The 13,972-nt window shown below is 46.4% G+C and carries 13 protein-coding genes and 1 pseudogene; 8 read left to right on the top strand and 6 right to left on the bottom strand.

Going from position 1 to position 13,972, the window contains the following annotated elements:
- The first annotated feature begins 60 nt into the window (after positions 1 to 60).
- Entirely contained in the window at positions 61 to 336 is a 276-nt protein-coding gene (locus H7A02_05950; protein ID MCP5171792.1) for an antibiotic biosynthesis monooxygenase, read from the top strand.
- A gap of 59 nt (positions 337 to 395) precedes the next feature.
- Positions 396 to 764, top strand: coding sequence for a DUF1801 domain-containing protein (locus tag H7A02_05945; protein ID MCP5171791.1), 369 nt, complete (start codon positions 396 to 398; stop codon positions 762 to 764).
- 35 nt (positions 765 to 799) lie between these two features.
- Here H7A02_05945 and H7A02_05940 read toward each other — a convergent pair.
- A pseudogene (locus H7A02_05940) lies at positions 800 to 1,745 on the bottom strand (IS110 family transposase).
- 320 nt (positions 1,746 to 2,065) lie between these two features.
- Between H7A02_05940 and H7A02_05935 the strand changes: the two are divergent.
- The 4 genes from H7A02_05935 (at position 2,066) to H7A02_05920 (ending at position 5,624) form a co-directional block, all read left to right on the top strand.
- A complete protein-coding gene (locus tag H7A02_05935) occupies positions 2,066 to 2,377 on the top strand; it encodes a hypothetical protein (protein ID MCP5171790.1) in 312 nt (103 codons plus the stop codon).
- Positions 2,378 to 2,621: 244 nt separating this feature from the next.
- A complete protein-coding gene (locus tag H7A02_05930) occupies positions 2,622 to 3,572 on the top strand; it encodes a helix-turn-helix transcriptional regulator (GenBank protein ID MCP5171789.1) in 951 nt (316 codons plus the stop codon).
- A 308-nt stretch (positions 3,573 to 3,880) separates the two neighbouring features.
- Positions 3,881 to 4,738, top strand: a complete 858-nt coding sequence (locus H7A02_05925; GenBank protein ID MCP5171788.1) for a hypothetical protein — start codon at positions 3,881 to 3,883, stop codon at positions 4,736 to 4,738.
- Positions 4,739 to 5,180: 442 nt separating this feature from the next.
- On the top strand, positions 5,181 to 5,624 hold the full coding sequence (locus H7A02_05920) for a hypothetical protein (GenBank protein ID MCP5171787.1): 444 nt from the start codon (positions 5,181 to 5,183) through the stop codon (positions 5,622 to 5,624).
- On the opposite strand, the gene H7A02_05915 is transcribed toward H7A02_05920, so the two are convergent.
- Genes H7A02_05915 through metH form a run of 4 tightly spaced genes read right to left on the bottom strand, consistent with a single transcriptional unit; the run spans position 5,613 to position 11,082 of the window.
- The gene (locus H7A02_05915; protein ID MCP5171786.1) at positions 5,613 to 6,551 is read right to left on the bottom strand and encodes a prenyltransferase; all 939 of its coding nucleotides are present in this window, start codon (positions 6,549 to 6,551) and stop codon (positions 5,613 to 5,615) included. The two genes, H7A02_05920 and H7A02_05915, sit on opposite strands and share 12 nt — an antisense overlap.
- Positions 6,552 to 6,584: 33 nt before the next feature.
- Complete coding sequence (locus H7A02_05910; protein ID MCP5171785.1) at positions 6,585 to 7,028, bottom strand: hypothetical protein; 444 nt, start codon at positions 7,026 to 7,028, stop codon at positions 6,585 to 6,587.
- A 39-nt stretch (positions 7,029 to 7,067) separates the two neighbouring features.
- On the bottom strand, positions 7,068 to 7,358 hold the full coding sequence (locus H7A02_05905; protein ID MCP5171784.1) for a DUF2970 domain-containing protein: 291 nt from the start codon (positions 7,356 to 7,358) through the stop codon (positions 7,068 to 7,070).
- A 28-nt stretch (positions 7,359 to 7,386) separates the two neighbouring features.
- A complete protein-coding gene (gene metH / locus H7A02_05900; protein MCP5171783.1) occupies positions 7,387 to 11,082 on the bottom strand; it encodes a methionine synthase in 3,696 nt (1,231 codons plus the stop codon).
- 244 nt (positions 11,083 to 11,326) lie between these two features.
- Here metH and nfuA point away from each other — a divergent pair, with 244 nt between their 5' ends.
- Both nfuA and H7A02_05890 read left to right on the top strand, forming a co-directional pair.
- A complete protein-coding gene (nfuA, locus tag H7A02_05895; protein ID MCP5171782.1) occupies positions 11,327 to 11,911 on the top strand; it encodes a Fe-S biogenesis protein NfuA in 585 nt (194 codons plus the stop codon).
- 153 nt (positions 11,912 to 12,064) lie between these two features.
- Positions 12,065 to 12,658 carry a TetR/AcrR family transcriptional regulator gene (locus H7A02_05890; GenBank protein MCP5171781.1) on the top strand — a complete coding sequence of 198 codons (594 nt, stop codon included), beginning with the start codon at positions 12,065 to 12,067 and terminating at the stop codon, positions 12,656 to 12,658.
- An 88-nt stretch (positions 12,659 to 12,746) separates the two neighbouring features.
- Here the strand turns inward: H7A02_05890 and H7A02_05885 are convergent, their stop codons facing one another.
- Positions 12,747 to 13,814 (bottom strand): 3-deoxy-7-phosphoheptulonate synthase, encoded by a 1,068-nt coding sequence (locus H7A02_05885; protein ID MCP5171780.1) that lies wholly within the window; start codon positions 13,812 to 13,814, stop codon positions 12,747 to 12,749.
- Between the last annotated feature and the right edge of the window lie 158 nt (positions 13,815 to 13,972).

Here is a 13,972-nt window from a genome sequence, read left to right as displayed (position 1 = left end):
ATTTATGACCTTTAGGTTATGCGCGATATACAAATGTTATATTTTTCTGAGAGTATCTACATGGCAATAATCGTTGCAGGAAAACTGAAAATAAAGTCTGGTTTTCGAGATGAATTCGTTAATAAATCGCTAGCGGCAATGAAGCTGGCAAGAGAAAATTCAGCCTGTGAAGATTTTTCGGTGTCGCCGGACCCAATTGATATAAACAGAGTAAATATCTTCGAAAGATGGAAATCTCGTTCTTCACTGGATAAATTCCGAAACGCTGGACCAGAAAGTGATATTTTTTCAATCGTGGAAGCATTTGATGTGAACGAATATGAAGTCAACACTTAAAATATTATAACGTGACATCTTGTATCGTTTATCAGGCTATTAGATTTACGAGGAGCGAAATGACAGAGAAGCCAAAAACTGTTCAAGAGTATATTGCTACTAAACCTAAAGATGCTCAAAAACGGTTATTTGAATTGCGTGAATACTTGAAGGCTGCTTATCCTGAAGCCAGCGAAGAACTAAAATGGGGTAAGCCAGCGTTGGTACATAATGGAATTTTGTATGTTTACGCTGCTGCAAAAAAACATATAAGTCTTCACCCAACCCCTTCAGTAATTTCCTATTTTCGTAATGAATTTGGGTCCCTGATTTCGTCTGACAATACAATCCAGTTCTCTTTGAATGATCCAATACCGGAAAAGGTAGTCATGAAAATTGCTAAGCAAAGAATTTTTGAAAAAGAAAACAAAGGTATCAAATGGAAATAAAATATAACAAGTGACTATGGTCTCCCGTCAAGTATTTAGGCCATTTTTTCATCCCAATAAGTGCCATTTTTGACCATTGTGTTGAGGATGGTGAGTTGCTTTCTCATACATGCGACGAGTGCTACCTTCTTCGGCTTGCCTGCGGCCACCATTCGCTCATACATGGGTTTGAGCTTAGGGTGGCACTGGATGGCTGACATCATGGAGACAAACAGCACCGTTCTCACTTTGTGCCTGCCGCCTCGAATGTATCGCTTGCCTTCATAGCTACCGCTGTCCCGGTTCATGGGGGCGACTCCAACCAGTGCAGTGCGGCGATCTCTTTGCGGTTGAGTGTGCCCAGTTCAGGGAGTTCACTCATTAAGGTATAAGCCAGCACATTACCGACCCCTTTGGCACTGAGTAACAGGTCCCGTTTCTGCCGCCATTCGGCCACACTGTCGATTAACCTGTCGAGCTGTTTATCAATCCCCGCAGCTCTTTTTTGAGGGCTTTGAGAATATTCAGCATGGGTTTATGTACGGATGCGGGCATACGCTTTAAGCGATTCTTCTGCATGGTACTCATTTCCAGGCATTGGGAACGTACGGTCAGTAAGTCACTGATCGCTCTGAGCTTTTCAGGTTTTATGGAAGACAACCTGGGTTGCATCGCTTCGCCAAAGTGGGCGATATCCATGGCATCGAGTTTATCGGTTTTGGCTACACGCCCGGCGGCTTTAGCAAATTGCCTGACCTGACTGGGATTGCAGACAACAACGGGCAATCCTGCCTGATGAGCGGCGATCACAAACTCCAGTTCCAGCCGTCCAGTGGATTCAATCAATACCCGGGTGGGTTTGAGTGATTGCAGTTCCTTGACGGCGTTTTTAATGCCCGCCTTATCATTGCTGACGCTGAAAAATTGGCCGTTGGGTCTCACATAAATATCGAGTTGTTGACTACTGGTGTCGATACCGACATTGATCTCTGACGTGTTCATAATATAAGCTATCTCCGCCTTGCTATTCGGGCTCGAGGCCCACATGACTATTCGAGTTATGCCTAAGTGAGTGCTTGTCACGTTCACACTTGTTAACGGTCTTTACGAACCAGCGCAGCAACGAACTGTGACAAACAAGGCCTTCGGTGGCCGCCGAAGGTGGGTCTCAATTTACCCGTTTGATAAAAGGATTTACATGCTCAAAACAAGACAAAAACAACCATACAAGTAAAGGCAGCCGGAAAACCAAAAGCTCCGTTTCACTCCGCTTTTGTTTTCCGCTGCTTTAGGCGTTAGGTGTAAGCCAAAAAAGAGAATATATGATTATTGATACAGTTTTTTTAATCTCTATTTTGTTGTTTTGTATGCCTTTATTTATTCCCACTTGGAAATGGTATTGGATTAGCTCGGCATTCATCGGCATTCCATTACTTATACTATGGGTGCAATATTTTTATGATGTATCTCAGCCAAACTTCAAAAGTGGCCCCGGTGGAGGGCTGGGATTAGCTATTTTTGGTATTCCTACAGTGTCTTTTTTTGTAGGTATGTTTGCGCGTTATTGTCGCTGGTTGCTACAAATAAAAATCAACGAATTAAAGGCAAAAAATGCAGCGTCCAAAATCACATAACAAACCGCAGCAATCGCTCTCGTTGGTCGCTGGGACAGCCAAAGCTCCGCGGCTTTTGAGCATAGCTGCGCTTGGTGAGGTTTTTGGTGATGGAAAGATTCAAAATTGATCCATACCGTTAAAGAGAAATAAATATGTGCGGTTACTTTTTTAAGTAGCTTGATGCGATATAATTTTCAGCGCCTTCATATAATTTTGGGCTTATTCTTACCTGCTTGGTTTGTAACATTGACAAGGAGAAGCAATGTCACATTTCACACTATCCTCGAATGGTACTGCTTTAAACGCTCGTACTGAGCTGTTGCAGGAAACCTATTCCAATATCGCGCAACGCACTGTCAACACAGTAGGTGATAATCCTTTAACGTTTTCTTTTAATGGAAGAATGTTGGAAGACGTGACGGTTATGCGGTCGAGCTCAAGCCCGGTTTATGCGCGAAGATCTGAGTCTCAAGCTTCGGACGGTAATGATAACTGGATTCTGCATTTGATTACTGATGGCAAAGCAATGATTCAACAAAAGGGCGCTGACGAGTCGATATGTGGTGCGGGTACTTTATATGTTGAGCCTGCAGACAGCCCGGGGGTTTTTCTCCTGGATAACATTACCTTTTATGATATCAGCATACCGCGAGGTTTAATTGCTCCGCGAGTTGGCAGTGAAAACCGGTTTTTACGCAAAGCAAATAATGTTAATGAGTCGCCGGTGGCAAAACATTTTCTTGATTACGCCAGGCTGTTTACTCATGACACGGGAATACTCTCGCCTGAAATGTCAGCACTAGCAAAAAACCATATGGTTGATTTGGCGGTGCTGTTGCTCTGTGGTGCGGAAGAATCTGTCGGCGCTACCCAAAATCAGGGCCTTAAAGCCGCACGATTGCAGGCGATCAGACAGGATATTATGTCTCATCTTTGCGATAGTGATTTAGCAATTGGAGCGGTGTCAGCCCGGGTAGGTATTTCTCCTCAGTACGTTCGAGCTTTATTTAATGCTGAAGGTACAACATTTGCTGACTTTGTCGGCAATAGTCGTCTTGATTTGGTCTGCCGACAATTAAAGAACCCGTTGTACAAGCATTACAGTATTAGTCAGTTGGCCTATGACGCGGGGTTTAATAATTTGTCGTGGTTTAACAAAGCGTTTAAACAACGTTTTGATTTAACACCAACCGAAGTTCGCAGAGAATCATAATGTGACGTACGCTAGTCTAGTTCGCTGATAACTCTCTTTCTCTCTTTTTATTCATTCTTTTCATAAGTCAGGCCTTGAAATTCATACCTTGAAATAACGAAAATTTCGTTCGTGCCCATCTGGCCGCTCTGTTCTGGTAGCGCTAGGCACGCAAGTTTGTAGCGATCAGTGGCAGCACCACTTTTTCATTTACGCCATTATGTTTGTGCCCTGGTAATTCAGGGCGGTTCATCATTATTGAATGATATTTATACCTCTGATGCTAAGGGTAAAGGCTATTGGAGAATTAAGGACAAGATAGGTGTGTTATGAAATCAAGTATTACATTATTAATCTCGGTGCTACTGATATTTGCCCCCATGCAAGTGTCGGCTGCACTAATTGTACAAACTTTTCAAGGATCTAAAGACAACATTGTCACTAATAAAGACATTAAGGGAGATATTGCACCGGAAACTCAGGCCGACCTTTTTCTTCATTTTCTGGGGGCAACGGTTACAGGGTCTAAAACCAAGTTGCATTCATCTCCTGGAACCGTGTGGAATGCTCAAAAATTTGACACGTCCCTTGGAACACTAAACAGTGTTGAGTTGACTTATACAATTACCGATGCAGAAGCAAATGGCGTAGGGCTGGTTAGCGGAAGCTGCGCTGCAGGAACCTATTTTGGTCTTAAGGGAAGTTGTGATATCAGCATAGATGTCGGCTATGTTGCTTTTTACGGGGTTGAACTCAGTAATTATGAGCCGGAAGGCCCGCTTGCTCCGGGTGGCTTAATCACTGCACCTGTCGATATAGGACTAGTTCGATATTTAGATGTTGATGATTTGTTTTATTTCACCGCAATTGATCTTGAGGGGAAAAGCATTACGTTTAATCAATTCGATTTAAACAATTTTATGGGGTTGGATACGTTCACCATTGAGCCCATTATTTATACCGGCAACACTAGTACTATTACTTGTGATCCTGGTGATCTTTCTGTCGTGTTTGGTTGTGAGGGGGCTACCCGAGCTTATTATTCTGCTGATTATCGGGTGGATCTGCGCTATGACTACACAGCAGTATCTGTTTTACCGCCTGTTGAAGTTCCTGCACCAGGAAGTTTTCCGCTGTTAGCCGGAGGGCTTTTTTTGTTGGGGATTGCTCGCCGCAGTTTGTTTTAGAACGACTTTGCATGTGGTTTAAAGAGTAACGGGTGTGCCGCTCATTTCTCATTTTCAACTTGGCGCCGAAAGTTTGAGATATGGAGTGAAGAGGATTCAAAGGGGTGGTCTGTGAGTCAACCGGTTTTATTTATCGCGTTCCAATATCGCAGGCCCACCTAATATTCTGAGGTAAATGTTTAAAAATAAACAAGCATGTTGTTATATATTTTTAATATTTTTTGATAAAAAACAACTAAATATGAAAACAATTTGACGGCTTGTTGAATATATTAAACATATATGTTTATATTTTTCTGTTGGTGGCGTATTTAATTTGTTATCGAAGAGGTTGCTCTGGGCGCTTCTTTGAATTCATAGGCAAGAAGCGTGATTGTAGTGGTATCAGGCAAGCCTCCTGCAACCAGACTTATTTAAACAATGAATTCACGAGGTCGTTACAATGACTGGCAGCCGGGCACAAGAGCAGGCAGCGGAAATGCAGCTGTTGGAAACAATTCTGGAACGGGCGGCAGAAGAATTGGGTGACGTCCATCCGCAGATTATCCGCTATTTCTTTTCTCAGTGTCCGGAAGCGGAAGAAGTGTTCACTCAACACGGTGGCATTCATAGGATAGCCATGCAGAACGCTATGATCGATTGGGGAATGTACTGCCTGTTATGCTGGCTTGATAATGTGGGCGAAGCTAAAAATGCGTTGACTGATGCTGCTCACCGTCACAAATCCAGCCAGATTGATTCCAGATTTACCCGGACTCTGATGGAAAGTATGTTTACCGTTCTTGGTAGGGGTGTTTCCCTGGAAGATGTTGCTGAACAACGGTTGTGGCATCGTATCGAGTCAGAAATAATCCGGTTTCTGATACAAGCCGAATTATCCCATTAGTAATGACAATGCCAGCAATAGTGGTGTAAGGATTGCTGTGGCCGTATTAACGGCAAGATATTCAGGATGTTCTCCAATTGATGCGCCATAGCGAATCGCGCCAACCAATGCATATAGTCCCAGGGGTATGGGCAGCAGTGAGATGAGGCTGAGCAGAGGGAAATAACCGTAAGCGACGCAAAGTATCACGGTCATGATTGTTAACATGATGAACAGTGCGTATACGGCGTTGCTGAAGGGTATGCCGCGAGCGATAGGCAGGTGATAGCGGCCTGCTTCGGTGTCGGCATTTAGATCCGGATATTGGTTTAATAGCAACAGGTTATTAACAAGGCAAAAGGGCACGATAGCGGCCAAACCAGCCAGTATTGAGTATTGTTTCTGAAGCAAAAACTGGGTACCCAGTACCATTAAAACACCGAAGCCTAAACCGGGTGCAATCAGGCACAGCAAGGGGCGTCGGTTTATCCAGCCAGTGTAATAGATAATCAACAGAATACCGGTGACGCCGATCGGTATTATGGCCAAACCGTGTGTCCAAACAAAGAACAGACCAATAGCAATAACCGCTGTTAATGACGCAATACCTGCAATCAATATGGTGCTTTTCTGTTCGGGGTGTTTTGGTAAGAAGCCGCTGCCACCATTGAAAGGGGTTCTGCGGGTGTTGAAATCCAGGCCACTTTTGAAGTCGTGATATTCGTTCAACAGATTGACACTAATGTGGGCCAGCAGAGCTCCTATTACAATCAGGCTCAGGTGGCCGATATTAATGTCGGTTTGACTTTGAAGCGCGATACTTACACCGAGAAATACGCAAACCGGGGTTAATACCAGAAACGGTAACCTGGCCGAATGGGCGATTGCGGGAACGACCAACTCAGTAGAACGTTGGGGTAACGTTTTGGGCTTTAGCGGAAGATTCATGGTTTAGAAATCGTTTCCTGTTTTTCTGTTCAGTCACGATACTTCATCGGTATCCCACAAAGCCATTCGTTTGAAAATATAGAAGGCAATGATCAGGTCGTAAGCCAGGCAAAAAGCTGCGTAACCAGTTGGTACTTGTGTCCAGGGAATGGCGTCGCCTATACCCGAAATGAAAAGTTCATGGCATATATCCCATACGGCGTGTATCAGATAGCCATAAATTAAAATCCAGGTGGCGATGAGTTGACCAGCTAATGCGAAAAAAAGAAAAATGATGACACCGATAATCTCAGCGTGTAGTACTTCAAGATTTCCGTAGTAGTAAGCAAAACCAATGTAAATTAAGGCGATGGGGAACAGGCTTAATGAATAGAATATTTTTTCGTTTTTAGGTTTTAAAAATTTTCGGGTTGGCATTATCGTTCCGGGTATTGCTACGATAATGCCAATCAATAAGCCGATAAAGGTACTGGTCATAGGCCTTAATCCTTGTGCTACAAAGACAGATGCGGCGTGTCAGGCACCGACATTTGATAACACCAGCTTAACCACGGTAACAACGGTAATAATGAAAACAATAGTGAGAATAAGTCCGGCGGTAATAAATGCGAGCGGATGGCCGTGTTGGAAATCCCGCTCCCGGTTTTTCTGACTTTGCACACCGAAAAAGGAGGCAAGGGTACTGAAGACAATTTGCCAAAAAGTGGGGGCTTCACTTTTTGGTTGCTGGTTTCTTTCTGCTGAACCAGCTAGTTCCGAATCCGGTTTTTCCGAACTTTTTTGTTTCGGGGTATCAGTTGAGTTCATTGTCCGTTCCTGCTCAGTCCAGACCTGTTTAGTCCAAAATAGGGCGCAACCAGCGTTCCACGGTTTCAATGGGCTGCTGTTTTCGTTCAGCAAGGCTTTCCAGTTGATCCCGCTGAATTTTACCCGTGTTAAAGTATTTTGCCTGAGGGTGCGAGAAATACCAGCCGCTGACCGAAGCCGCGGGCAGCATGGCAAAGCTGTCCGTGAGCTGGATACCCGTCTGTTCTGCGTCAAGCAGCGCAAACAACGTTGCTTTTTCGCTATGATCAGGGCAGGAGGGGTAGCCTGGAGCGGGCCTGATTCCCTGATACTTTTCTTTAATCAACGATTCATTGTCCAGTTGTTCTTGCTGGGCGTAACCCCAGAACTCAGTGCGAACTCTACGGTGCATATGCTCGGCAAAAGATTCGGCCAGTCGGTCTGCCAGCGCCTTCACCATAATACTGTTGTAATCATCACCCTTGGCTTCGTACTCTTTTGCCAGCTCATCGGCTCCCAGACCGGTAGTCACGGCAAACCCGCCGATATAGTCGGCAACACCTGAATCGGCAGGCGCTATGTAGTCGGCGAGCGAGAGCAGCTCGTCTCCAGCCCCGGTTTTGCGAATCTGTTGTCGGATTTGGTGCAGTGTTGCAATAGGCTGCTCACGAGATTCATCAGCGTACACGTTAATATCATCATGATTAACGGTGTTGGCCGGCCATAAACCGATGACGGCACTGGCTTTCAGGCGTTTTTCTGCAATGATTTTTTGCAGCATGGCTTGTCCGTCAGCAAACAGGTTGCGTGCCGCTTCACCTACCGTTTTGTCGTCGAGAATTTTCGGGTATTTGCCCGCCAGATCCCAGCTGATGAAAAAGGGCGTCCAGTCAATGGTGTTTATCAGCTCTTCGAGAGGGTAGTCCTCGAATACCTTGATGCCGGTGAATGTTGGCACCGGTGGTTGGTAGTTGTTCCAGTCGAGCTTCGGGCCGGATTCTATGGCCTGGCTGTAAGGCAGGGAGGTGCCTTTGGGTTTGCGGTTGGCAGTCCGTTCGCGCACGGTGACATATTCGGCTTGTAAATCCAGAACAAAAGCATCGCGCTGCTCTTTACTTAGTAGCTTGCTGGCGACACCGACGGCGCGAGACGCATCGGGAACATACACTGTCTGGTTTAGCTGGTATTGCGGATCAATTTTAACGGCGGTATGCGCTTTGGATGTAGTGGCACCGCCGATCATTAATGGCAGGTTGATTTGACGACGCTCCATTTCACTGGCGATATGTACCATTTCGTCTAGCGAAGGCGTGATCAAGCCTGACAGGCCAATAATATCTACCTGTTCTTTTTGGGCGGTATCAAGGATGGTTTCTGCTGGCACCATTACGCCCAAATCTACCACTTCGTAGTTATTGCATTGGAGTACCACGCCGACAATGTTTTTGCCGATATCGTGTACATCACCTTTCACCGTGGCCATCAAAATTTTACCGTTAGTTTCGGCACCTTCGCTTTTTTCCGCTTCAATATAGGGTTGTAGATACGCGACGGCTTGTTTCATGACTCGGGCAGACTTAACCACTTGCGGAAGAAACATTTGTCCTGAACCGAACAGGTCACCGACGACGCTCATGCCGTCCATTAACGGGCCTTCGATAACATCGAGAGGGCGGGTGGCTTCCTGGCGGGCCAGCTCGGTATCTTCTTCAATAAAATTGTTAATACCTTTAACCAGCGAGTGTTCAAGCCGCTTTGAAACGGGCCACGTACGCCACTCCAGGTCTTCTTTTCGCTCGGTGCCACCGCCATCGCCCCGGTATTTTTCGGCAATGGACAGCAGGTTTTCGGTACCGTCGGCGTGTTTGTTGAGAATCACGTCCTCTACACAATCTCGAAGTTCATCCGGCAGGTCGGAATAAACCGCCAGTTGCCCTGCATTCACAATGCCCATGGAGAGACCGGCTTTAATGGCGTGATACAGAAATACCGAGTGAATCGCTTCGCGAACCGGATTGTTACCCCGAAAAGAAAACGAAACGTTACTGATTCCGCCGGAAATTTGTGCGCCAGGCAGGTTTTGTCGAATCCAGCGTGCGCTCTCAATGAAATCAACAGCGTAGTTGTTGTGCTCTTCAATTCCCGTGGCCACGGCAAACACGTTGGGGTCAAAGATAATATCCTGAGGGTTAAAACCGACCTGATTCACCAGAATGTCATAACTGCGCTGACAAATTACTTTGCGTCGCTCAAGGTTGTCTGCCTGGCCGTCTTCATCAAACGCCATAACAACCACGGCAGCACCATATTTCTGGCAGAGCCTGGCTTGTGCGATAAAAGGTTCAACACCTTCTTTCATACTGATAGAGTTCACCACGGGTTTGCCCTGAATACATTTCAGGCCTGCTTCGATAACCTCCCATTTGGACGAATCCACCATAATCGGTACTTTGCAGATATCGGGCTCTGAGGCGACAAGCTTCAGAAAAGTCGTCATGGCTTTAACAGCATCCAGCATGCCTTCGTCCATGTTGATATCGATGATCTGGGCGCCGTCTTCCACCTGTTGTCGGGCGACTTCCAGCGCAGTGTCGTAATCGTCGTCCAGAATCAACCGTTTAAATTTGGCTGACCCGGTAATATTGCAGCGTTCACCAACATTGACAAAGAGAGACTCTGCGGTAATGTTGAAAGGTTCCAGGCCTGCTAGGCGGCAGGCAGATGGTATTTCCGGAACACGACGCACTGTTTGATTGGATACCGCTTCGGCAATGGCGCGAATATGCTCTGGCGTAGTACCGCAGCAGCCGCCAACAATGTTGAGAAAGCCTGCGCTGGCAAACTCACCGACAATGGCTGCCATTTGTTCGGGGGTTTCGTCATATTCACCAAATTCATTTGGCAAACCGGCATTCGGGTGTGCGCTGACCAGTGTGTCGGAAATGCGTGACAGCTCTTCAATGTGCGGTCTTAGCTCGGTTGCTCCCAAGGCGCAATTCAAGCCAATAGCAAAGGGTTTAGCATGGGCTAGAGAGTTCCAGAACGCCTCCGGTGTTTGGCCTGAAAGAGTTCTTCCACTGGCATCGGTGATGGTTCCGGATATCATGATTGGCAGCTCAACACCTTGCTGTTCAAACACCTGTTGTACCGCAAAAATAGCTGCTTTGGCATTCAGTGTATCGAAAATGGTTTCGATCAGAATAATATCGGAGCCGCCGTCGATTAAGCCTTCGGTTGCGACTATATAGTCAGCGACCAACTCGTCAAAGCTGGTATTTCGGGCGGCGGGATTGTTAACGTCCGGTGAAATAGATGCGGTACGGCTGGTAGGCCCAAGGACTCCCGCTACCCACCGAGGTCGCTCAGGGGTGCTTTCTGCATCACAGGCCTCCCGTGCTAGCCGTGCGCCAGTTTCGTTAAGCTCGCGCACCAGTGATTGCATGCCATAGTCGGATTGAGAGGCAATTGTGGAGTTGAATGTATTAGTTTCGACAATATCAGCGCCGGCCTGAAGGTAAGCGCGGTGGATATCTCTAATGACGTCGGGTTGTGTCAGTGATAATAAGTCATTGTTACCAACTACATCTTGGCCCCAATCCGCAAACCGAATGCCGCGATAGTCTTTTTCGACAAACCTGTGAGATTGGATCATGGTTCCCATCGCACCATCCAGTATTAAGATGCGTTCGGATGCCGCTCTGTGGAGGGATTCAATACGTTGCTGCTGGGGTGTTTGTGCGGTCAAGACGTGCTTTCTCTTGTGCTTGGGTTAATGTCATTTGATGGGGCATTAACTAATGGTTATCGGGAATACTGTTTCAGGTACCGCATTCTAGCAGAGCAGCAATTGAAAGTGGCCGTTCAGGTGTGCTTGTTGTGGCAAATTATCCTGACTGCTAGAATACATGAGTAAATTACTCAGGTATATCGCCAGTGGCGGTTGCCCTTTTATCCAATATCACGTTATCCGAGTATCAAGAGTTTTGCTTATGGACAGTGTAACCATCACAGAATCAGCCCAGAAATATCTCAGTGACCTTTTGGCCAAACAGGAGGATAAAACGACAGGGATACGGATGTTTGTTTCGGACCCCGGTACGCCGAGAGCCGAGACCTGTATTGCCTATTGTAAGCCCGGTGATTCAAAGGAGGATGACTTGGTTGTTGCATATGATATGTTCAGTGTCTGGTTTGAACATCGCAGTCTGCCCTTTCTGGAAGATGCTATTGTGGACTTTTCCGAGGATAAATTTGGTGGCCAATTGACAATTAAGGCACCCAATTCCCGATTGCCCAATATCAATGAAGACAGTCCGATCGAAGATCATATTAATTATGTGCTTCATAATGAGGTGAACCCGGGTTTGGCCTCACACGGCGGGAATATCACACTGGAAGAAGTTGTCGATGGCTATGCAATTCTTCGCTTTGGCGGAGGTTGTCAGGGCTGCGGTATGGCCGATGTCACCCTCAAACAGGGGGTTGAGACTACGCTGATGAATCAGGTACCTGGGCTCAAGGGTGTCAAGGACGTTACAGACCATACGGATAGAAGCCAAGCCTATTTTTCATAAGTAGTCGGTCAGGCGAGATGTTGTAGGGCGCTTTTGGGGGGAAGACAAAAAGTGTGATCTATGTCACAATTACAGGGCAGGCTGTTTGATGTTGCCTGTAATTTAATATAGCGCAATATATAGCCCGATAAAAACAAAAAGGAAGGCAGGACATTGCCACGATTGCCCGAGTTTGACAGACCTGAAGTGCTGAATGCTGCTCTGGACGTGTTCATAACGGATGGTTATGAAGCAAGTTCTATCAGCAAATTACTGGAGGCTATGGAGCTTAATCGAGGCAGCCTTTATTCGTCTTTTGGTGACAAGGAGTCGCTTTTTCGTGAAGTGATGACCACCTATGTGGACAGCTTCGAGGCGATGACAGCCCGAACCCTGGTAGGCACCAGTCATCCTCTTCAGGCTATCAAGGCCTTTTTTACGGGACTGTTTCTTCATGGCGAAACAGTCCGGCTCGAAAAAGGTTGTTTGCTTTTTAATACCATTTCCGAGCTTGCCAATACCAACAAGCCTCTGGCGAAAGAAGCCCGGAATCACATCTTCGTCATTCGCGAATTGTTCTGCAAGCGCTTGCAGGAGGCAAAGGATATGGGACTTATTGCTTCTGGTTTAGATATTTCAGCACAGGCAGACACGCTCATCGCGACAATGGCAGGTTTACGGCTGTTGGGGAAGATGGGGGTACCGCACAAGCAGCTGGAGCAGGTAATAGACACCGTAATAAACGGGTTTAGTCAAACAGAAAAATAAATTAAAAACAATAAAAACAAAAGCCTACAAGATTTTCATAATGTAGGCTCTCATATTTGTTGTGAGCTTTTTTGATCTTTTCGCGGTGTCAGGTGGTTCTTGCGGGCAGTATATCTTTCAGCTTTTTGGCCATCTCCTTCAAGCTGCTCTCGGTTGTTTCCCAATCGATACAGGCGTCAGTAATTGACACACCGTATTCCAGCTCTTCCAGATTGGCCGGGATTTTCTGATTGCCCGCCTTGAGGTTACTTTCAATCATGATGCCGATAATGGATTTATTACCTTCCAGAATTTGGTTGGTAACGTTCTCCATCACCAGAGGCTGCAATTCGTGGTTCTTGTTGGAATTGGCGTGACTGCAATCCACCATAATATTGCAGTCGATACCGGCCTTTTTAAGAGCCTGTTCCGCCAGAGAAACACTAACCGAATCATAGTTCGGTTTGCCATCGCCGCCGCGCAGAACAACGTGAGCATAGCGGTTGCCGGCCGTCGTGATGACTGACACATTGCCATCATTATTGATACCCAGAAAACGGTGAGGGCTGGCAACAGATTGAAGTGCATTAATGGCGACGGTGAGACCACCATCCGTACCGTTTTTGAATCCCACAGACGATGACAGACCTGAAGCCATTTCCCGGTGGGTTTGTGATTCAGTGGTGCGCGCACCAATGGCAGACCACGCGATCAGGTCCTGCATGTACTGAGGTGAAATGGGATCAAGGGCCTCTGTAGCCGTCGGTAAACCGAGGTCGGCAATATCCAGCAATAGCTGGCGCCCTACATGAAGGCCTTCCGTGATTTTGAAGGAGTCGTTAATGTAAGGATCATTAATCAGGCCCTTCCAGCCCGTGGTCGTACGCGGTTTTTCGAAGTAGACGCGCATAACGATCAGCAGAGTATCAGAAACCTCATCAGAGAGTTTTTTCAGCCGTTGGGCGTACTCCATAGCGGCTTTGGTATCGTGGATGGAGCAGGGGCCAACCACCACCATAATACGGTGATCTTTTTTATCGAGAATGTTTTCAATGGCATGACGTCCATTCGCGATAGTTTCCTGAGCCTTTTCGCTGGCTGGCAGTTCCTGTTTTAGTTCGCGAGGAGTCACGAGTACTTCTTGCGACTGAATGTTTACATTTTCAATACTGCTCATGGAGTGGCCTGTTTTCTCTGGTTACCTGTTAACGGAGATTAGCTTATCGAGAGCTGGGCATTCTACTTTAAAATTTTGGCTTTGTGGCGGCAAATTATTAAAAACTATAGTGTTGTTTGGCGAAACCAATCATGCATTCTGTGATTAAAAGAGTCGCT

The sequence above is a fragment of the Pseudomonadales bacterium genome, from assembly GCA_024234435.1.
Classification (GTDB): Bacteria; Pseudomonadota; Gammaproteobacteria; order Pseudomonadales; family Porticoccaceae; genus JACKOF01.
The sequence above is the reverse complement of the archived record's forward strand: the minus strand, read 5'-3'. Positions and strand labels throughout refer to the sequence as shown.